Origin of the sequence: Gordonia spumicola (genome assembly GCF_009932475.1) — a bacterium.
Lineage (GTDB): Bacteria > Actinomycetota > Actinomycetes > Mycobacteriales > Mycobacteriaceae > Gordonia > Gordonia spumicola.
Genome location: NZ_BJOV01000005.1, coordinates 90,856 through 111,165 on the forward strand (window position 1 = coordinate 90,856; position 20,310 = coordinate 111,165).

Annotated in this window: 21 protein-coding genes; 7 read left to right on the plus strand and 14 right to left on the minus strand. The window is 63.3% G+C overall.

Going from position 1 to position 20,310, the window contains the following annotated elements; all coding sequences use genetic code 11:
• Positions 1-40: 40 nt before the first annotated feature.
• Complete coding sequence (locus GYB83_RS11715; protein ID WP_161895695.1) at positions 41-862, minus strand: sigma-70 family RNA polymerase sigma factor; 822 nt, start codon at positions 860-862, stop codon at positions 41-43.
• A 103-nt stretch (positions 863-965) separates the two neighbouring features.
• Between GYB83_RS11715 and GYB83_RS11720 the strand changes: the two genes are divergently transcribed.
• On the plus strand, positions 966-1,424 hold the full coding sequence (locus GYB83_RS11720; RefSeq protein WP_161895696.1) for a carboxymuconolactone decarboxylase family protein: 459 nt from the start codon (positions 966-968) through the stop codon (positions 1,422-1,424).
• Between the two features lie 37 nt (positions 1,425-1,461).
• On the opposite strand, the gene GYB83_RS11725 is transcribed toward GYB83_RS11720, so the two are convergent.
• Complete coding sequence (locus GYB83_RS11725) at positions 1,462-1,647, minus strand: hypothetical protein (protein WP_161895697.1); 186 nt, start codon at positions 1,645-1,647, stop codon at positions 1,462-1,464.
• A gap of 183 nt (positions 1,648-1,830) precedes the next feature.
• Positions 1,831-2,328 (minus strand): hypothetical protein, encoded by a 498-nt coding sequence (locus tag GYB83_RS11730; RefSeq protein WP_161895698.1) that lies wholly within the window; start codon positions 2,326-2,328, stop codon positions 1,831-1,833.
• A gap of 382 nt (positions 2,329-2,710) precedes the next feature.
• On the opposite strand from GYB83_RS11730, the gene GYB83_RS11735 reads away from it, so the two are divergent.
• Positions 2,711-3,184 carry an NADAR family protein gene (locus GYB83_RS11735; protein ID WP_161895699.1) on the plus strand — a complete coding sequence of 158 codons (474 nt, stop codon included), beginning with the start codon at positions 2,711-2,713 and terminating at the stop codon, positions 3,182-3,184.
• Positions 3,185-3,636: 452 nt separating this feature from the next.
• Here the strand turns inward: GYB83_RS11735 and GYB83_RS11740 are convergent, their stop codons facing one another.
• The 3 genes from GYB83_RS11740 to GYB83_RS11750 all read right to left on the minus strand — a co-directional run bounded on the left by GYB83_RS11740 (position 3,637) and on the right by GYB83_RS11750 (position 8,001).
• Positions 3,637-4,560: an HNH endonuclease gene (locus GYB83_RS11740; protein WP_228461432.1), complete on the minus strand. Its 924-nt coding sequence runs from the start codon at positions 4,558-4,560 to the stop codon at positions 3,637-3,639.
• A 95-nt stretch (positions 4,561-4,655) separates the two neighbouring features.
• Complete coding sequence (locus GYB83_RS11745) at positions 4,656-5,969, minus strand: ISL3 family transposase (RefSeq protein WP_161893848.1); 1,314 nt, start codon at positions 5,967-5,969, stop codon at positions 4,656-4,658.
• Between the two features lie 160 nt (positions 5,970-6,129).
• Positions 6,130-8,001, minus strand: coding sequence for a DUF2075 domain-containing protein (locus GYB83_RS11750; RefSeq protein WP_161895701.1), 1,872 nt, complete (start codon positions 7,999-8,001; stop codon positions 6,130-6,132).
• 486 nt (positions 8,002-8,487) lie between these two features.
• Between GYB83_RS11750 and GYB83_RS24115 the strand changes: the two genes are divergently transcribed.
• The 3 genes from GYB83_RS24115 to guaA all read left to right on the plus strand — a co-directional run bounded on the left by GYB83_RS24115 (position 8,488) and on the right by guaA (position 12,874).
• Complete coding sequence (locus GYB83_RS24115; protein WP_371865334.1) at positions 8,488-9,069, plus strand: GmrSD restriction endonuclease domain-containing protein; 582 nt, start codon at positions 8,488-8,490, stop codon at positions 9,067-9,069.
• On the plus strand, positions 9,066-10,304 hold the full coding sequence (locus GYB83_RS11760; RefSeq protein WP_161895703.1) for a hypothetical protein: 1,239 nt from the start codon (positions 9,066-9,068) through the stop codon (positions 10,302-10,304). Before GYB83_RS24115 ends, GYB83_RS11760 begins: the two co-directional genes overlap by 4 nt.
• Before the next feature lie 986 nt (positions 10,305-11,290).
• Positions 11,291-12,874: a glutamine-hydrolyzing GMP synthase gene (gene guaA, locus GYB83_RS11765; RefSeq protein ID WP_161895704.1), complete on the plus strand. Its 1,584-nt coding sequence runs from the start codon at positions 11,291-11,293 to the stop codon at positions 12,872-12,874.
• Positions 12,875-12,943: 69 nt separating this feature from the next.
• Here the strand turns inward: guaA and GYB83_RS11770 are convergent, their stop codons facing one another.
• The 7 genes from GYB83_RS11770 to GYB83_RS11800 form a co-directional block, all read right to left on the minus strand.
• Entirely contained in the window at positions 12,944-13,318 is a 375-nt protein-coding gene (locus GYB83_RS11770; protein WP_161895705.1) for a hypothetical protein, read from the minus strand.
• 36 nt (positions 13,319-13,354) lie between these two features.
• A complete protein-coding gene (locus GYB83_RS11775) occupies positions 13,355-13,741 on the minus strand; it encodes a hypothetical protein (protein WP_161895706.1) in 387 nt (128 codons plus the stop codon).
• A 28-nt stretch (positions 13,742-13,769) separates the two neighbouring features.
• Positions 13,770-14,162, minus strand: coding sequence for a hypothetical protein (locus GYB83_RS11780; RefSeq protein WP_161895707.1), 393 nt, complete (start codon positions 14,160-14,162; stop codon positions 13,770-13,772).
• A gap of 101 nt (positions 14,163-14,263) precedes the next feature.
• Positions 14,264-14,647: a hypothetical protein gene (locus GYB83_RS11785; protein WP_161895708.1), complete on the minus strand. Its 384-nt coding sequence runs from the start codon at positions 14,645-14,647 to the stop codon at positions 14,264-14,266.
• 73 nt (positions 14,648-14,720) lie between these two features.
• Positions 14,721-15,119: a hypothetical protein gene (locus tag GYB83_RS11790; RefSeq protein WP_161895709.1), complete on the minus strand. Its 399-nt coding sequence runs from the start codon at positions 15,117-15,119 to the stop codon at positions 14,721-14,723.
• Positions 15,120-15,148: 29 nt separating this feature from the next.
• Positions 15,149-15,352: a hypothetical protein gene (locus tag GYB83_RS11795; RefSeq protein ID WP_161895710.1), complete on the minus strand. Its 204-nt coding sequence runs from the start codon at positions 15,350-15,352 to the stop codon at positions 15,149-15,151.
• Positions 15,349-16,611, minus strand: a complete 1,263-nt coding sequence (locus tag GYB83_RS11800) for a PspC domain-containing protein (RefSeq protein WP_161895711.1) — start codon at positions 16,609-16,611, stop codon at positions 15,349-15,351. Before GYB83_RS11800 ends, GYB83_RS11795 begins: the two co-directional genes overlap by 4 nt.
• Positions 16,612-16,711: 100 nt before the next feature.
• Between GYB83_RS11800 and GYB83_RS11805 the strand changes: the two genes are divergently transcribed.
• Positions 16,712-17,941 (plus strand): ATP-binding protein, encoded by a 1,230-nt coding sequence (locus GYB83_RS11805; protein ID WP_161895712.1) that lies wholly within the window; start codon positions 16,712-16,714, stop codon positions 17,939-17,941.
• Positions 17,938-18,594: a LuxR C-terminal-related transcriptional regulator gene (locus GYB83_RS11810; protein ID WP_161895713.1), complete on the plus strand. Its 657-nt coding sequence runs from the start codon at positions 17,938-17,940 to the stop codon at positions 18,592-18,594. The genes GYB83_RS11805 and GYB83_RS11810 overlap by 4 nt, the downstream gene beginning before the upstream one ends.
• Here GYB83_RS11810 and GYB83_RS11815 read toward each other — a convergent pair whose 3' ends face one another.
• Positions 18,595-19,848: a serine/threonine-protein kinase gene (locus GYB83_RS11815; RefSeq protein WP_161895714.1), complete on the minus strand. Its 1,254-nt coding sequence runs from the start codon at positions 19,846-19,848 to the stop codon at positions 18,595-18,597.
• Between the last annotated feature and the right edge of the window lie 462 nt (positions 19,849-20,310).

The window sequence follows — 20,310 nt, forward strand, 5'->3', positions numbered from 1 at the left end:
GTGGCATCAGCTCGACCAACATGCGGAACGCACCGCAACGTCATTGGACCGCCACTACCTCCACCGACGCCAACTCCTCCGCTCGCAACACCGAGTCGATCGACGCGATCGCGCCGCTGGGCGAGAACGCGACGTCCATGACGAGGTAGAGCCGGGTGACAGGGTGCGGAACCACGACGCCGATACGGCCGTCGACGAGGACGGTGATCGCGGTCTTCGCGCGGAACATGAAGGCTTCGGCGATCGCGGGTGCGCCGCTGACGAGTTCGAGGGGCTTGTCGTCGGTGTAGGTGCGGAACACGGCGTCGGGGTCGAGGAGTTCGACGAGGGCGGTGAAGTCGCCGTCGCGCGACGCGGACAGGAATGCGGTGACGGCCTTGGCACGGCGAGAAGTGGCGGTCGGAGGCGGGCCGGAGACGCGTCTGCGGGCACGACTGGCGACCTGTCGGGTGGCCGCGGGCGACTTCCCGAGGATCGACGCGACGTCGTCGAACGGCACGCCGAACACATCGTGGAGGACGAAGGCGATGCGTTCGGCCGGATTGAGCGAGTCGACGACGGCCCCGAGGGCTGAGCCGACGGCGTCCGCGAGTTGCGCCTCGTCGCCGGGGCCGGCGTGGAGGTCGACTGGCTCAACCGCATCGATGGGCGCGGTGTCGCGTCGTGCCCTCAACATGTCGAGGCAGATGCGGGAGACGACGGTCGTGAGCCACGCCGTCGGATTGTCGATCTCGTCGTCCACGCCCGCGGTCCGAAGCCACGCCTCCTGCACGGCTTCCTCTGCGTCCGTTGGTGATCCGAGGATTCGAGTCGCCACTGAGAGCAATCGTGGGCGGGCGATTTCGAAGTCGTTGATCTGCATGTGTCACATCCTTGTCGGTTGATCCGTCATATGTGTGACGGAGCAAAAGCTTCGTGTGTGACACCTCGGCGACACCGTCGACCGCGATGCAAGGAGAACCACCATGAACGCTCGGATGACCAACCCCGTGATGCTGCTGCCCGGCCTGTTCAACGGGATGAACGAGATCGGGAAGGCGATCGCCGCGACCGGCTTGCCACAGGACCTGTGCGAGATGGTCAACATGCGAGCCAGCCAGATCAACGGCTGCTCGACGTGCATGGACGGGCACTGGCGGATCGCCCGCAAGCTCGGCGTCAGCGACGAGAAGCTGTTCGCAGTCGGTGCCTGGCATGACATGCCGTACTTCACCGACGCCGAGCGCATCGCTCTCGAACTGACCGACGAGCTGACCCGCCTCGCCGACAACCCGACGGCTGTCTCCGACGATCTGTGGGATCGTGCAGCCGACGAGTTCGACGAGGCTCAGCTCGCCGCGCTTGTCGTCGCGGTCGCGAACATCAACATGTACAACCGCATCAATCACGCGACCCGTCAGGTCGGGGGCTCCTGGAAGCCGTGAAGATGCTCCACCTCAGGCAGCAGGAGGGGGCGGTCGGTCAGTTCGCAGTGCGTCGTCGTCGGCGAGCGATGTAGACGAAGCGTGCAGTTCCGCTGACGATCTGCACACCGACGACACACGCCAGCAGCCACGTGATCCACGACGGCTGGCTGGTGAGAAGCGCGCCGACGAACAGTACCACGGTCACGGCGAGGTAGGCCAAGGTCTCTTTGAGATCGAACATGTCGGAATCAAATCACGGGACTCCGACAATTGTTGACCACGATTGGAGGCGTCGGGGTGTAGTGGAGGACGACGGGTTCGCGTTCCACGGCGGCACCGAGGAGATTCCCGGTGACCTGGTGCCGGCAGCCGTCGAGACCCCGGCCTCACGTCGCGATCGCGAACATCAAGATGTACAACCGCATCAATCACGCGACCCGTCAGGTCGGGGGTTCGTGGAAGCCGTGAACTTCTCCGGATGCTCCTCGGCGACGCGCATCGCTGTGTGGACCGCCTTCCGGAGCGCGATCGTCGCCTGCCGTTGACGCTCCCTGCCTGCGGTGATTGCTGCGCCGTGGGTCGGGCAGTGTTCTGTCTCGTTCCACTTCGCTTTGCACGCGATGTGCACGTCGAGCCACTCTCGTTCGTGGCGCTGGATATCGTCGAGTTCCTGATCAAAAACGAACATGTGCGGTCGGAGTCCTTGAGCTCGAACGAAGGCGAGGGCCTTGGCCGCCTTGGAGGCATCCTGCGACCATGCTCGGGCCTCGCCGAGATTCACCTCCGCAGTCTCGGGATCGGAACCGAGCTCGTCCAACGCGCTGGCGCTCCACGCTCGGTCCTGTTCCACGGCGAGGCCTGCCGCTCCGGCTAACGCCTCGGGGTCGTTTCCGAAGAGGAACGCTCGCTCGGCGACCGTCACCGGCTCGTCGAGGTTCTCCAGGTGAAGGACGCACAACTGGCCGATGCTGAGGTCTCCAACGAGACGCGTGTCCGATGATCCGCAGTCTCTCGGGGCGTTTCCCGACTGCGGGGAGTCCGAAGGAGTGTTCATGTCGGGGACAATATCGCTGGGATGCGACAAATAGCTGGTGGACGCAACGGTTCGGTCGTCCGCATTGCATCGGCGTCGAGTGGCATAGGGGACGACGGGACGCTCCTAGTCGGCATAGCGCTCGGCGTAAATGGAGTGCGCACGAATAGGCGACACGATAGTGTCCAGTCTGCCTGAATCGTGGGCCCTGAAGTAGGGCCGGTGCAGCGCAGGCTAGTCACACCCGTTACCCATTCAGAAAGGCGACCAGATGCCGTACAGCCCGTCGTCGCCAACCATCGAGTCTTTCCGCGGACGCCACTTCTTTCTGTCGAACTTCTACGACAGCGAGTTCACCGTCCCGACCCTTGGGCTCGTCGCGACATCCGAGCATGCGTTCAACGCGTTGAAGTCGACGGACGCGGATGAGCAGCAGTTCGTGCTCGCCGCTGCGACGCCGGGTGAGGCCAAACGACGTGGACGCACTGTCACGTTGCGCCCGGACTGGGACAGTGGCATGCGCGTCCGCGCGATGCAGGTGGTCTTGCAGTACAAGTTCGGCTCGCGCGACATGCGAGGTCTGCTGCTCTCGACCGGCAACTCACGCCTCGTGGAAGGCAACACATTTCACGACAATTTCTGGGGTGACTGCAGGTGCGGTGGTTCGCGCTGTTCTGCGGCAGGAGTCAACATGCTCGGCGAGCTGCTCATGGCCGAACGGGCGAAAGATGCGCGGCTCAGGTGACTGGAGGCGAGGTGGCTGCCTTGCGGTTACCCGATCGGGAAATGCCGCGCCGCGTCGTGGCTGTCGGCTGAGCATTTCGTCGCGTTGAGCCCGAGCAGGAATGTTGAGTGTACCGCCAGCTCTACGATCGTTGGCAAACCTGACAACGCGTGCGTGGTGTGCTGAACAATCCTTTCGTTCCCGGTTCTGACATTGTTCCACCGGTGGGTCGGGGGGACACGATGACGCAGGATGCCGTTACGGCGGATCGCCGAACTGTGCTGTGGCGAACCCTTGCTGTTTCAGGTCGCGGGCGAGCGTGCGTGGGAGGCCGGTACCGGTGACGTCATCACCCGTCGACGACGTTCGGGGCCCGGTGGGCAAGCGCGGTCGGCGAGGCGGAACTTCACGCCGACTGAACCCTGAACACGCTGCCGCTCCGTGAACTCGAGTTCGTCGAAGCGATGAGCGCTCTAGCTGTAGTGTGCTGCGGTCAACCACCTGCAGCGAGTGCGGTGCCGCTCGAGAGCCGCGAGTGAAGGCCGCTTCGCGTTGTTCGCTGGGAGGGAGATGGATGCTCCATGGAGGTCTGAATACATGGATCCGCGAAGCTCCTCCGACAGAATCACTCGGTAGTCATCGTCGATCGCCAGCTGATGCAGGTCGAACAGTGTGTGGATGTCAGCGCGGAGCAGCAGGCCGTTCTGGACATGGTCGGTCTCGTCTCCGTTGTAAGGGTCGATGTGGGCGCCTTCTAGTGCTCCTTCGGCATCGAAGTCAGGGATGGCACATCTCCCCTCGTATGCGGTGATCAGCGAGCGACGGAACTTCCTCCCACCGCGTCGTACGGTGATCGCACTCAAAGTCTGCTCGCGCGAGTCAACGCCGGGGGTATGCGTGTAGTCCGTGTGCGGATCCTGTGCGGTTTCGTCGTCGGACGTTGGATACTCAAAATCCCAACCTTTGAACGGCGCGTCGTCGTACATGCTTCGGAGCTTTTCGAGATCGTCTTCGTCGGTTATCCGGTGTCCCGTAGCGCGATCGAACAAGGCGGTCGCGAGCATTGCTTTCAATTCGCCAAACCTCGTCGGCGATGATGTAGGTTCCGGGGATAGTCCAGTGAATCGGAACCGGTGGGTGTATCCGCCCTCGTCTCGGTTGAGCCAATTCGCTTTGGCTCGTGATTCTGGAGTCAGTTCCTCAAGTGGCGTCGTGATGCGACCGTATCCCCGAAATCCGGTCTTGTCGTTCGACCCGTTCACCCAAAAGAAGACCTCGTCGCCGGGTTGAATCTCCTTGAAGACGCCGTAGTTTCGGATATCCCAGAGTTCGTCCTCGTAGGTCATGCCTGCGTGGACTTCGAGAGCGGGGTCGATCCGGACGATCCAGCCGGTCATTTGTGCACATGCCTGTTCCAGGTTCGCTCCGGGTGGAGGCATGTCCTGGCGGAAGCCTGTCGGGCCGTGCTCGTTGTTAAGTGGCTCTTCGGATTTCAGAGTGCGTTGATCCGTTCGGCGAGCTGACCTGAGTGCAGTAGGGACCGCAAGATGTAGTGGTCGAGGTTGCGGAAGCCTTGGGCAATTCCGCGCAGGTGTTCGAGGCGACCGTTGATCGCTTCGACGGGACCGTTGGAGACGCCGACGTCGAAGTAGGCGAGGATCTCCGCGCGTCGGTTCCAGAGTGTCCGCCCGAGTTGAGCGAGTTCTTCCAGCCCAGGCGGTAGGCCTTTCTGGATCCGTTTGAGGGCCTTCCACATCAGTTTCTTGCCCTCGCGGCGTTGCGGGTGCTCGTAGGCGGCGATGATCTGCAAGTAGATCTGGTGCGTGACCTCGACCGCGACGTGCTCATCTCGGCTGGTCAACGCCTCGAACAGCCGGACCTTCTGTTTGCCGGTCAGCAGTTCGGTCCGGGTGTGCAGGATCCGGCGCACCATGTAGAGCGGGTCACCGGCCCTGCCTCGGTGCCCGCACGTGTCCTGCTGGACTCGGGTGCGGCAGCGGTCGAGTTTCTCCCCGGCCAGACGTACAACGTGGAACGGGTCCATCACGATCCGCGCCGCCGGGAGTTCTTCGGCAGTGGCGGTCTTGTAGCCGGTGAACCCGTCCATCGCCACGACCTTCACCCGATCCCGAAACCGTTGGTCACGCCCGCCCATCCACGTCTTGAGGACCATCTTCGATCGGCCGGCGATCATATCGAGCAGACGCGCCGGCCCAGTCCCCTCAACGACGGGGGTCAGGTCGATCAGAACCGTCACCCACCCCGAATCGCCTTGCCCGCGAACGTGTTTCCACTTGTGCTCATCCACCCCGAGATGCCGTACACCGGCCAGGTGCCCGCCGTCGTAGACCAGAGCCCGAGCTGACTCGACCGCGACGGTGTTGACCGTGGCCCAGTCGATCCCGAGCTGTGCGGCGACCGCGGCGACGCTCATCTTGTCGATCGCGATGCGTTGCAGGATCCACCGCCCGGTGCGGCGGGTCATCACCGCTCGGGGCGCCGTGATCGTGGTGATGTCGGCACGAAACACCGACCTCGAACAGTCGACAGTGCTGCACACGAACCGCGGGACCGCCACATGCAGCAGCACCGGCCGCCCCGCGGCCGGGACATCAGTGAGGACCCGATCAACATGGTCACGCCGCTGACCAGCAACATCGCAGCCAGGACAGCGCGGATCAGGGTCGAGGATCTGGCAGAAGATGTGAGTCCGGTCGTCGATGTCGACGGCCGCTCCAATGATCGTGACGCCGAGTTCGACGGTTCGGCAGATCATGTCAGCAGCAGGGCACGTAGGCTCGTTCATGGGTCCTGTGGTCGTGAGGAAGATCGTTGAGGAACCTTCATTCTCACACCCAGGACCCGCCTACATGTTGTGGTCGTACGTGCTCGACCCGAACCTCATCTACGCACTCTTAGATCCGAAGAGCCTGTTAAGTGGTCTATTCAGTTGTCGCCGCGTGAGGTCAGCGAGTTCCGTCGATCAGGCGACGAAGTGCGTCGCGCGTTTCGGGATCCGTGGAATAGATGACCGTCCCGACCATTCCGCGAGTGAGGAGAACCTTGTACACGTGCCGAACGAGACGGTCGAAGCGGAGGTCGGAGACCTTCGACGTGTTCCGGAAGTCGGGATCGCGATTGGCGCCGCGGTCGGTGACGAATCGGCCGTCGCGCCACAGGATGTCGGGCCCGAGGATCACGCCGTTCCAGTCGTATTCGAAGCCTTGGGCGGTGTAGACACAGCCGACCTGGCCGAACCCGCCATCCTGAGTCGCCCACAGAGCAGACGGCGGAGCATCGCCGATTCTCCTGTCGCCCTTCACATTCCACGGCCGTGACCAGTCGTCGATCGTCACGTCGGGGATGAGTGCACCGTCCTTGGCGTCCGACCACGGCCAGCAGTAGCCCGCCGTGATGCGCGCCGAGTAGCCGTCGTCCATCTTCTCGACGAGACGCCGTTCGAGATCCCAGGGAGTATCGACGACTTCGACCGCGAACTCGGGCGCGGGTTTCCAGACGGTGGGTTCGCCGTCGGTGAGACCGAGGAGCCGCTGAACCCAGTTGAGGTATTCGGCGCTGCCGCCGCACCGGAATTGCGAGTCGAGTTCGATGTGGACGGTCTCTAGGCCAAGTGACTTCGCGTATGACGTGATCTGTTGCAAAGACCCCATCTCGCCGGGTCTCACGACTTGGTGTTCGTCGAGGAGGAACACTGGAACTCGTGCGGCTGAGATCAATTCGTCGATCTGGGGACGGTCGGTTCGCAGCGCAGCCCTCGTGTATCGGTCGACAGACGTCTCTCGGACGCGGTGTGCCTCATCCATGAGGAGGACGTCGAGATCGTTCGCGTCGGCGTCCATGAATTGGTTGAAGTACTTGAACATCTTCTGCACGCGCGGCGCACGATGGCCCGCCACTTTGCGCAGAGTTTGGGTGAATGATCGCGATCCCGTGGCGTGAAGGACGGTCCGACCCTGGCGCGCTAGTTCGCCGAGCAATTCGAGCGCGATCACACTCTTCCCGCTGCCGGGTCCGCCAGTGACGATGATGACGCGTTTCGAATTCGACTTCTTTGCGATGTCTACTTGGTGCATCACGATGTCGACGGCCAATTGCTGGTTTCCCAAAAGATGGAACTGCGACCTGTTCTTCACCTCATCTGCGGCGACCTTGAGCAATTGGCGCGATGGCGCGGCCGAGGAGTTGAGGAGCAGATCGGCGGATGCCTTTCCGCTCGTGTCCGACAGTCGTGACCGCAGGAAGTCGTGGAACTTTCCGCGGTCTGCGCCGGTGAAGAGACGGCCGGTCGTCGTCACCGGGACACCTTTCAGATCAGCGAGGAGACTGGGGTCGTTCGCGTTGTGCAGGTAGGCGGCACCCGCGAGCGCGTCGGGCTGGTCTTGCAGGACGTGAGCGAAGTCGTTGATGTAGTCGCAGTAACCACGAACCTGGAGGATCGGGTTGAGCTTCGGCCCGCCAGGCATACCAGGTACTTCGACGAGCTCTGCGCTCTCTTCGAACGAGTACGCGGCGGTCCACTGCTTCAATTCGATCACGACGTACGACGGCTGACCGGTCGTCGGATGGACGCCTGCGAGGACGACGTCGGCACGCTTCGACGTGAGTGGCATGTGGTATTCGATCAGCATCTCGACGTTGTCGAGCCCCGCCTCACGTAAGTCTGCGGCCAGCGCTGGAAGGCTCCGTCGCCACGAGTTCTGTTCGGCTTCGCCCGCGCGGTGGCCTGACGTGAACAGCATCTGGCTCAGCAACTGCTCCACCAACGAATCAGGGTCACTCAACTGCGGATCGGCGGCAGTCGTACGAAGCAGCGTCACTCAAAGTCCCCAAGGCAGCACGAAACGATTCGTGCGGGTGGGGACATGTCAGGGGACGCTGGGCGTCAGAAGTCCGTCGGGCCGCAGATGTCAGGTTAGCGGACGCGGTTCGGATGGGTGAGTGCTTGGCTGCGGCGGGTCGTGACTGAAGCATCTTCTTAGATTCGGAGGGTTGGACTCCTCCGAGTCAGGCATCTAAATTGACGAGATGCCCGATCCGAACTGTTGCGGCCTGATGTCGGATATGGGATGATGGCGAAGAGGGTGGGCGCGGGATGTTTCGCCCTGCGTGGCGTTGGTTCGATCTAGAACTACGGTGCCGTACCGGGCATTCGGGTGTGCGATTGCGGCTCCCGTAGGTCTAGCGATGAGCGCCTAACGGCATGAAAGAAGCTGGTTGCAAATTATCAGTAATGCGGCACTGTCGGAATCAAGCGGAAACGCTGGAAGGATCTAATGAGCATATCGTCGAGTTCGGTGAACAAGATGTCTGTCACCTCGAGGTCTATTGAGCGTGCCTATCGCGACTACCGAGAAGGGAAGTATGTTGTAAACCGGAGATATCAGAGGAAACTAGTTTGGACGGTGGACGAGAAGAGGGCGTTGATCGACTCAGTTATACGAAATTTCCCTCTGCCTCAGTTCTTGGTTGCGGAGTCGAGATTGGATTCGTACGAGATAATTGACGGAATGCAGAGACTGAACTCGATCTTTTCATTTCTGGAGAACGAGTTCTCTGTAGATGGCGGATACTTTGATCTGGAGTCGATCGCCTCAACTAAAGAGTTGTTGGACTCCGGAGAGCTTCAGCAAAAGATGCCGCTTCTACCTCGTACGGTGTGTGTTGCAATTGCGAGCTACGAACTCGCGCAGTCTGAGTATCTCACAGACGACTCGGCAAATATCGAAGACGTTTTTCGTCGAATTAACTCAAGCGGCAGAAAATTGTCGCGACATGATCTCCGTCAGGCTGGTACTGCTTCGCCAATCGCGGATACTGTGCGGAAGATATCGTCCGCTGTTCGGGGGATTCAACTTCGTCTGACCAGATCTCTCTTGAGAATATGAAGGCGATCTCCATCTCACTCTCAGATGAGGATAACAACGGCATTCCGGCCGAAAGTATGTTCTGGGTAAAACAAGGGGTGCTAAACCGTGCTGGCGTACGTTCTTCAGACGACGAACAATTGGTTCTAGACATCCTTGCCGATACCTTGGTTAAGCCATTGCCTAGTACTGGCACACCTACTCGTGATGGCCTGTACGAGTTTCGGGACCAGCGATCGCGGGTGGATAAGAATACGGAAGCTCTGATCCGTGGCGTCCTTGAGGATCCTCGTTGGGACTCCTCTGACTACTCTAAGCGGGTTGTGAAAGACTTCCTGGATGTCTTTTCTCGTATTCAGCGGATTGTAGATGCACTTCCTGAAGGGGTTCGATTCGTGCGACATATTGGGCTGTCGGGAAATAATCAGATACCGAGGTATTTTGAAGCATTGTTCATGGCAACGCACGCACTTGTTGTCGAAGAAGATCTGGAATTGACTGATGCACCTTTGGCTGCAGAGCAGCTTAAGGGGATAAACTTGGTTATAAAGATGCCAGGCGGAGGTGGCGAGTGGACGTCGAGGGAGAAGGTCGAAGTCATCAATGGCATACGGAGTCGAATCGAGCATGCATTCAAGGAGACTCGTTCGGATGGCGTAGGTGATTCTGTGCGGGTTCGGTATACGGACATCGAAATTCGAGGAATGTTGTCGAATCGGCTGGTTGAGGATGAATCGTATGACGTGAAACAGGGGCTAATTAGGCTCGATCCGGGTAGTTCTCCTAAAATATCCAAGGAGGCGATAAAGAGGTATGTCAAGACGGCGACTGCAATCTCAAATTCGAACCCTCGCTCCGGTGGATTCATAGTTCTTGGTGTTGCTGACTCCGATAAGGCGGCGAAGACCATATGGGAAACGGTAAATCCGGACTATATGCCGGTTAAGTATCAGACGTTGAACTTGACGGGTATTGATTGGGAGCTTGCGGAACTTAGCCTTGATATTGATGGGTACTGGGCGCAGGTTACCCGGACTATCAACGGCATGAGTGAGGTTTCGCAGGCGTATCGCAAGTCGTTGATCAAGGCTTCTTCTCCGGTTCGATTCGAGGGAGTTACGTTAGTCGTCATTGCTGCACCGCCGATAGCGGAAGCGGAGGCATACGGAGATGATTTTTACGAGCGGTCGGGGGAAACGACTGAAGCGGTGAAGGCTCCGCGTATGAAGTCTTTTCTTGCTGGATTCCCCGGGTAGTTTTCGGAGATTGATGCGGTCTGGTCGGTTTGTCCTTCCTGGTGGTGAGGTAGTCGTCGCTCTTTGTGGAGATGCTTGGGAGAGTGGTGGCGCGATAGGTGTTCTTCATGATCTAGCCAAGGCTTAGGCGGCCGTGCGGATCTGATGTCTTTCTCGGTCGTCAATTTCTCTGTTTACTGGAGGCTGATCAGTTGTTCTGTAGAGTAGATTTAGGCGTAGTTTTCTGCGCCTAGTGGGTAGCTTCGACTGTGATCGGTGTCTAGTAGTTCAGGGCACTGTGCCGGCGGCCGGTGTGGTGTCAGTGAATCCACTCAGCGGTCGCGACCTCGAGAGCGTTCGTGTTCGTCCACAGCCCTCTTGTAGATCAGCCACAGTCTCTCTTGCAGATCAGATCGTGCACAAAACGATTTCAATGCTTCGGCCATCGCGTTGTCGTACGAGTCCCAGCGTGATCTGACCGAGGCGATGGCATACTAGCTTTTTCGAGAGCTTTAGGCGTGGCGGATCGCCCGGTATTGCACACCGGGTCGTTGTGTGCGACTGGGTCAGTTACATTGTGGCTGGCGCGTCGGCCTGGATACAGATCCACGCCCACGCATCGATCGCGAGCCAACGACCCCGGCGCAGTGACTGGTTCTGGCGATTCCCGCAGCCCCCTGGATTCAGGGAGTGGCGGGGATCGTGGACTATGCAGAGTTGAAGGGGGATTCTTTCTGGCGTTTGACCGTAGAGATGGCAACGCGGCCGAAGCTGCTCGTGTGGTAGATCTCTGATCGAGTCGACCGCGAGAGTCCGTATCTCGGCACCGTGGCAGTGCGCGGATACGTCGGATGCCAGAGAACAACCGTGATGTTCGCGGAGGTCGATGACCACGCCTCGACGTCTTGACACCGGAACCGCTGGTGCTCAACGAACGTGGAGAGACTCGCTCCAACGCCCCACGTGGCGTTCATGAGTATCCTGGATCGGCCGGTACACTCCTACCCGTGACGAACTCTCCCGCGGACCATCCGCGTCCTGTCCTGGTCGTCGATTTCGGTGCTCAGTACGCGCAGCTGATCGCTCGGCGTGTGCGCGAGGCCCGGATCTACTCCGAGGTGATCGCGCACGACGCGACGCTCGAGGAGATCACCGCGAAGAATCCGGCGGCGTTGATCCTGTCGGGTGGTCCGGCGTCGGTGTACGCCGACGGCGCGCCGACGATCGACGAGAAGCTGTTCGACCTGGGCATTCCGGTGTTCGGCATCTGCTACGGCTTCCAGAAGATGACGACGGCGCTCGGCGGCGAGGTCGCCAACACAGGTGGGCGCGAGTTCGGACGCACGATGTTCACGCCTAACAGCGAGGGCTCGCTGCACCGCGGCCTTCCCGAGTCGCAACCGGTGTGGATGAGCCACAACGACGCCGTGCAGGTGGCGCCGGAGGGCTTCACCGTCACCGGTTCGACACCGGGTGCACCCGTCGCCGCCTTCGAGTGTGTCGAACGGCAGATGGCGGGCGTCCAGTACCACCCCGAGGTGCTGCACAGCCCGCACGGCCAGGAAGTGCTGACCCGCTTCCTCTACGAGATCGCCGGCCTCAAGCCCACGTGGACCGCGGCCAACATCGCGGAGGCGCTCATCGCCGACGTCAAGGCGCAGGTCGGCGACGACGGCCTCGCGATCTGCGGTTTGTCCGGCGGCGTCGACTCGGCCGTTGCGGCGGCACTCGTGCAGCGGGCGATCGGTGACCGCCTGACCTGTGTGTTCGTCGACCACGGCCTCCTCCGGGCGGGGGAGCGCGAACAGGTGCAGACCGACTTCGTCGCCGCGACCGGCGCACGCCTCGTCACGGTGGAGGCCGAGGAGACGTTCCTCGGTCACCTCGACGGCGTGTCCGACCCGGAGAGCAAGCGCAAGATCATCGGTCGCGAGTTCATCCGGTCGTTCGAAGGCGCCGTCTCCGAGGTCCTCGGCGATCAGGCCGCCGCGGGCAAGAAGGTCGACTTCCTCGTCCAAGGCACCCTGTACCCGGACGTCGTCGAGTCCGGCGGCGGCAGCGGCACCGCCAACATCAAGAGCCACCACAACGTCGGCGGCCTGCCCGAAGACCTCGAGTTCAAGCTCGTCGAACCGCTCCGACTGCTGTTCAAGGACGAGGTCCGCGCCGTCGGCCGCGAACTCGGACTCCCCGAGGAGATCGTCGCCCGACAGCCGTTCCCCGGCCCCGGCCTCGCGATCCGCATCGTCGGTTCGGTCAACAAGGAGCGCCTCGACCTCCTCCGCAAGGCGGACCTCATCGCCCGCGAAGAACTCACCGCCGCAGGCCTCGACGGCACCATCTGGCAGTGCCCGGTGGTGCTCCTCGCCGACGTCCGAAGCGTCGGCGTCCAGGGCGATGGCCGCACCTACGGCCACCCGATCGTCCTGCGCCCGGTCTCCAGTGAAGACGCCATGACCGCAGACTGGACCCGTGTGCCCTACGAGACGCTCGAGATCATCTCCACGCGTATCACCAACGAAGTGGAAGACGTCAACCGCGTCGTCCTCGACGTGACGAGCAAGCCGCCGGGGACCATCGAGTGGGAGTGACCTCCCACTGACGACGACGTCGGCCTCCGCTCACCGTGAGTGGAGGCCGACGTCGTCTCGGAACTCGTCTCAGGAGCCGAACATTCCTTGGGTTGAGTTGGCGAACTGGGTCCGCAGATCGTTCAACGGATTTCGTGGCCCGTAGATGCGGTAGGTCGGCGACTTCGTGCCGTCCGGGCATTCGATCCTGAAATACGACGACTTGGCACCAGTAATGATCTCGTGACCTGTGTCGGTGGGAATGGCTGCCGCGATGTCGCCTGAACCGATCTTGCCGATCAGGTTGCAGTTCACGTGTCCGTTGACGTTCCAGTCGGTCCGAATGTTGTCGGGCCCGTCGAAACTGATTCGGATTTCGGGGCTTCCGGCTGCGGATGCTACTCCGGCGGTCCCGACTGAGATCGCTGCGGCGACGATGCCGGTGATGGGGACGTTGTGGCGCATGACATCTCCTAGATTGCAGTGAAGTTGAGGGCGGTGCTACGAACCGAATACTCCCTCTGTCGAATTGGCGAACTGCGTTCGCAGATCGTTCAACGGGTTGCGCGGACCGTAGACGTATGCGGTTGGGCTCGATGTGCCGTCCGGGCACGCCACCCGGTACGACAGCACATTGTGACCTGGATCGGACCAGCCGCTGTCCAACGTCGGTGGGACGTCGGGATGGACCGCTGGTGTTCCGTCGATCGTGGCGTGCAGGGTGCAGCCTGTACGTCCGTGTGTGTCGACGGTGACCTTTGCCTGTCCGTTGTTGTTGAGCAGAACGTGGACTTCGGGTGCCGCGGCGGCTTCCGCGACACCGGCTGTCAAATACGTTCCGGCGATCACGGCGGCTGCCGCTGCAACGGTGGTGAGGGTGGTACGCATGATGGTGTTCTCCAGTTTCTGGCCGAACTCAGGAGCCGAATGCGCCCTGTGTCCGATCGTTGAACTGCGTCCGGAGGTCGTTGATCGGGTTCCGTGGACCGTAAACGGTGATCTTGGGACTGTGGCTGCCGTCGGGGCAGGTGATCTGAAAGCTCGTCGTCTGAACCAGGTACGTTGCCGGTCCGTCAATTTGGGTGGTCGTGCCCAACTGATCGCCGTTGTAGTGGCGGTCCGTCCACCCGTGCGCGACGCAGAATTCTCGGTCGTGCGTGTCGACGGTGAATTTGACCAGTGAGCTCCCGACAAACGCGTAGTGGACCTCGGGTGCGGCCTCGGCTGCGGCGCGCCCGGCGGTGGCCGACATTCCGGCGAGTGCTGCGACGGCGACCGCGCAGCCGACGGCGACTTTCCTGTTGTTCATGGTTCCTCCGATCGGTGGGCATTTCCGGGATGTGATGTCCAATCCAGCGACATACGCGGATTGGCTGACGAGGTTTGAATCTGTTGTGGATGACGTTGCCGTCACGATCCGTACGCGTCACCGGTGACGTCGTTGAACATGGTGCGGATGTCGTTGATCGGGTTCCGCGGTCCGTAGATGCGCGCGACTCGTGACGTCGTACCGTCCGGGCACGACACCCGGTATGTGCTCGGTCCCTTTGCGAATGTTCTGCCCGCCGGCTTCGGCAGGGGGTCGGTGAACGTCTTGCCGTTGATCACCAAGGTCGACGAGCAACCGCTCCGGCCGTGAGTGTCCCAGGACAAGCCGTAGTAGTCGACCCCCTGAATCCATGTGACGTGCAGTTCAGGCGGCGTTGCAGCGTTCGACGGTGCCGCGGCGACCACGCTGCCCGCGGCGGCGATGCCGCACACCGCGGTGATCAGGGCCGTTCTGCGGATTCTCATTGATCTCCCTCTCGTCGAATGATGTGAGGGATCGATCATCATCCCGTGCGCGACGGCCGGGTAGAGTAGCGGACTACTCGTTCCGAAGGCGAGTGCGATAGATGCTGTCGAGGTCGCGCTTGCCGGTGATCTTGACCAGCGGAATGTCGTCGATCTGCGTGAAGGCCAGTACCGCTTCCGGCCGGGACAGACGCTCGACGTCGTCCTTCGACGGCTCTGGGACCAGCGCCGCGGCATCGCAGAAATCCCACCCGTCGATCGAATCGTGAACCCACCGACGGTCGGACTCGTCGAGTTGATGGTCGTGGGACACGAACCAGTTCGCGATCAGCCGCCGCTGGGCCGGGAGAAGGGTCCAGACCTTCACTCGATCTATTCGGGCGTGCGCCGTCGGCCGGGTGACGCCGACCCATTCGAGTTCGCCGTCTGCGGTGAGGAACTGCCAGAACCGCCAAGTCTTCACATCGACCATGAGTTCATTGTGGCGAACGGGTACGACATTTAGCGTCGGCGGAATCCCGACGCCACGAGACCCAGGCCGACGATGACGCCGACGGCCAGGAGGGCCCAGGGGAGGGTGTGGGTCTGGTCGATGCTCGGCCCGTCTGCGAGGCCCCAGCCCGCGACGAGCAGGGCCAGGACGCCCATGACGGCGAGGCCGGGGCTGCGGCGGAGCGGTGTGTCGGTAGCGGACTGCTCGGTCATCGGATCATCTCCACACTGCCCAGATTCACGTGGGCGTCGACGGTCAGGGTCGGGGTCTTGGCCTCGGGGTTGATCAGGCCGTCCTTGCACGTCACATCGCCCACGGTGGTGTTGCATTCGGTCCGGACGCGGATGTCGGTCGGGAGGAACACGCGGATCTCGCCGATGCCCTGACGGATCGTGACGGTCCGATCCTTGTCGAGTTCGCGCAGGTCACGAAGGTCCAACGTCGACGAGCCGACCGTCAACGAGTAGTTGTCGTGCAGGTCGGACGACGTCGGCGGATTCCAATTCCGTTCGCCGACACCGCCGGTCGGGAAGCCGTCGTCCGTGCCCGACACGGCCGTCACGCCGATCACCACGGCGCACCCCAGCACCGTCAACGGGACCAGGCCCGACGGACTGTGCCCGGCCGGACGACGCTGCAGCGACCCGACGATCAACCCGGTCCCCAACACCGCCAGCACCAGCGACGCGATCCGACCCGGCGTGAACCAGTCGATCCCCGCGAGATTCGCGGCCGACGCCGCGGTGCCGGTCACCACCGCGAGTCCCAGGAAGACGGGAGTCACCGGTGACCGCGGAACCCGAGGCTTCTCGGGTTCAGAAGGTTCGGGCAGTTCCCACGCGAACTTCGCCGCACCCAACGGATCCCAGGTAGGGGGCTCGTCGCCCGCATCCTTTGTCAACAGGACGGTGTCGGTCGGATCGTTCGACTCGCTTCGTTCGCCTACGGCGTCTCGACTGCGCTCGACGGGCGGGGAGGTGCGCTCGACGACCGGGGACGATTGCTCGACGGTCGGGGCGGGCGAGGCGAGGTCGGCGGCGGACGTGCCCGCGGGTGCGACCGGAGTGCGCTCGTACAACAGGTACCAGCCGCCGAGCATCAGGACCGCGCCGAGGACGCCGCTGGTGCCCCACGTGTTCTGCGAGCCGATCACCGACATCACGATCACCGCGACGACGGCGATCGGAATCCACTTCCGGTGCCCGTGCCGTGCTCCCGGCCACCGGAACGAGCCGCTGCGGTACTGGTGCGGATCGTGCTCGTCCTCGGCGGGCAGTGCGATCGCGGCGGCGATGTACAGAAGGACGCCGCTGCCGCCGAAGAGGGTCGCGACGACGAAGGCCACCTTGATCAGTGTCGGGTCGACGCGGTACCGCTCGCCGACTCCGACGCACACACCGGCCACGGTGTTGCCGGAACGACGACGCACGGGCCGCGTGTTCCACATGTCCTGGACAGTCGAAGCGTTCATGTCATTCATCTTGTCGTCGATCGTGGCGCGGCCGAATCCGGCGAAACCCTGAGATGCTCCCTGATGTGCGAACCGTGCCCGACGTGCCACTATCGAATCAATGAGAAGCGAACTGCGCACTGTCACCACCGCGCCTCGACTGCACCGACGCAGCGGCGGCAAGGTGATCGCGGGCGTGTGCGGCGGCATCGCCGACCACCTCGGCGTCTCCGTGTTCCGGGTCCGCGTGATCTTCGTCGTGCTCGCGGCGCTCGCGGGTGCGGGCGTCGTCGCCTACGGTCTGCTCTGGTTCTTCTGCCCGGCAGGCGACGACACCGCCGCCGTCACACCCGCCGAGCGACGCCAGGCGTACGGACTGGCGGTGATCGGCGTGATCGCCCTGGCCGCCAACGGCATGGTCGCGACCAGCGCGCCCGCGCAGTCGATGCTCGCCATCCTGTTCGTCCTCGGCGGAGCCGCGATCGTCTGGCGGGAGGCCGACGTCACCGGCGTCTCCACCCATCAGTCGTCGCGGACAATCACGTGGATGCGCATGGCGACGGGCGCGGCGTTTGTCATCGGCGGACTCGTCGTCATGGTCACCGCCCCGGACACGGCGCTCGCCGGGATGCCGCCGATCGTCATCGCCGTCCTCGCGACCCTCGTCGGGGCGGTCCTGCTGACGGTGCCCGTGTGGATGCGGATGTTGCGGGCGCTCAACGAGGAACGATCGGCGCGGATTCGTAACGACGAACGCGAAGAGATCGCCTCTCACCTGCACGATTCCGTCCTTCAGACGTTGGCGTTGATCCAGAAGCAGGCCGCGCAACCGGAGACGGTCGCCCGGTTGGCGCGCAGTCAGGAACGTGAACTGCGGCAATGGCTCTTCGGCGACAGCGCGCGTCCCCGCGAGTCGCTCGCCGCCGCGATCAGCGCCGTCGCCGCCGAAGTCGAGGACGCGTACGGCGTCGAGATCGAGGCGATCACGGTCGGCGACGTGACGCCGGAGGAGATGCTCGACCCCGCCCGCACCCGTGCCTGGAGCGCACTCGTGTCCGCGGCCCGCGAAGCGATGGTCAACGCGTCCAAGCACTCCGGCGCCGACACCGTCGACGTGTACTGCGAAGTGGCCGACGACCAGGTGGACGTGTTCGTCCGCGACCGCGGCGCGGGCTTCGACGTCGATGCCGTGGACGCCGACAGGCAGGGAGTCAGCCGGTCGATCCGCGGGCGCATGGAACGCGCGGGCGGGACGGCCCGCGTCACGTCTACCGTTGGACGCGGCACCAACGTCGCGCTCACCCTGCCGCGCGCGGCGACCCCCGACCAGACCGATCAGGAGATCGCATGACCTACCGCCTGTTCCTCGTCGACGACCACGGTGTCTTCCGGTCCGGTGTCCGAGCCGAACTCGCAGGTGAAGACGGCATCGAGGTCGTCGGTGATGCGGGAACCGTGGTGCAGGCGATCAGCGAGATCGTCGCCACCAGGCCCGACGTGGTGCTGCTCGACGTCCACATGCCCGGCGGCGGCGGTGTCGCCGTGCTCCGCGGCGTGACCGACGCGATCGGGTCGGAGGCCCCGGTGTTCCTGGCGCTGTCGGTGTCGGACGCCGCGACCGACGTCATCGCGACCATCCGCGCGGGCGCCCGCGGCTACGTCACCAAGACGATCAGCGGAGCGGACCTGGCCGACGCGGTCCGACGGGTCGCCGAAGGGGACGCCGTGTTCAGTCCTCGACTCGCCGGGTTCGTGCTGGACTCGTTCACCGGCCGCTCGGCCGTCCCCGAACCGCACCTGGACCCCGAACTCGACTCGTTGACCAAGCGTGAACTCGAGGTGCTCCGACTCCTCGCCCGCGGGTACACCTACCGGGAGATCGCCGAGGAACTGTTCATCTCGGTGAAGACCGTCGAGACCCACGCGTCGAACGTCCTGCGGAAGACCCAGCAGTCCAACCGCAACGCGCTGACCCGGTGGGCCGTGAACCGGCAGCTCGGCTGATCAGAGCGCGAGGACGATGATGCCCGCGACGATGGCCGTGAGCAGCACGAATATCGCGAAGACTGCCGCCGCGAGCCCCACATTGCTCTCCTGGGGAGGAGGCTGCTGCGGATAGAACTGGTACTGCGGAATCGGTGCGGAATACGGCTGCTGCTGCAGCGACGGGTTCGACGGGTACTGCACGGCGGGGAGCGGCTCGGGCGTCATGCGCGGCGCGTAACGCCCGGGCGGGGGAGTCGGGGCGGCGATCCGTGTCTGGGCGTACGGCGCCTGTTTCTGCAGCGGGACCGGAGACGGATTCGACGACTGCGGGTTGGACGGCGATTGCGCGGCACCGGGGCGGAGTCGCGTATGACTCGGTTTGGTCGTGACGAGCCCGGTCAGCACCTTCTCCGACGTGCCGAGCGACGAGGCCGCGAACTGGACGAGCATGTCGCGGGCCTTCGCCATCGACGGCCGGTTGGCGGGCGACGGTTCGAGCAGCTTGAGCACGATCGGTTCGAGCGCGCCCGCGTGCGTCGGCGGATCGATCTTCGCCGCGGCGGCACGGTGCAGTGTCGCGATGTAGTTGTCGCCGCCGCCGAACGGCGGACGGCCCTCCACCATCGTGTACAGCGTCGCACCCAGGGAGAACACGTCGGACGCCTCGCCCGGCTCGTCGCCGCGGGCCACCTCCGGCGCGAAGTAGGCAGGCGTGCCGGTGACGATGCCGGTCTGCGTGATCGAGACGTCGTCCTTGGCGCGAGAGATGCCGAAGTCGGTGATCTTGACCAGACCGGACGACCGTCCGCTGTTGGCGATCAGGATGTTCGCCGGTTTGATGTCGCGGTGGATGATCCCCGACGCGTGGGCTTCGGCGATCGCGTCGGCGACCTGCGCGATGATCTGCGCCGCTTCGACCGGGGTGAGCCGCTCGTTGTCGCGCAGCACGTCGGCGACGCTGTGCGACGGCACGTACTCCATCACCAGCCAGGGGTCTTCGCCGTCGAGGGCGACGTCGTGCATGGCTACTGCGTTGCGATGCGACAGGCGTGCGGCGATCCGCCCCTCGCGCATGGCGCGCTGTCGGTTGGCCGCGGCCTCGTCGCTCGACATGTGCGCTGTCGACAAGACCTGCTTGACGGCGACGTCGCGGTCGAGCAGCTGGTCGCGCGCGAGCCACACGGCGCCCATGCCGCCCCGTCCGATGCGCTTGACCAGACGGTAGCGGCCGGCGACGAGGTACGAAGGTGCAGGCTCGGCCGATCCGGTCATGGGGTCATCCTAGCCGGGCACTGTGACAATCCCGTCCCGTGAGCCGTTCGGTCAGAGGACGCGGCTGCCCTCGAAATACGCGGCGCCCGCGAACACCGCGGTGTAGTATGTGCGGAGGTCGTAGTAGACGTCAGACTCGGGAGTGAGCCGATCGGGCAACTCCGGCTTCCAGGTCGATGCTGGGCCGAGTGACCATCGCCCGATGCGACGCGGCGATGTCGGCTTCGCGAGCGAAACGGGCGCGGAAGGCGGCGTCGGCGGCGAATTCCGAGGAAAGGAGCTTGAGCGCATCGGAGCGCGGAGGATCGCAGCGTCGGTCGATCGTCGGACCGAGGCGTGTGGCTGGTGTTAGCGTGTCGCCCGGGGTCTTCATGGCCGCCGTGCGCTAAGGGAAGGTGCCCGTTGTGGTGAGGCCATTGCAGCCGGGAGACATGTTCGTCGGATACCTCGTCGAGGACGTGC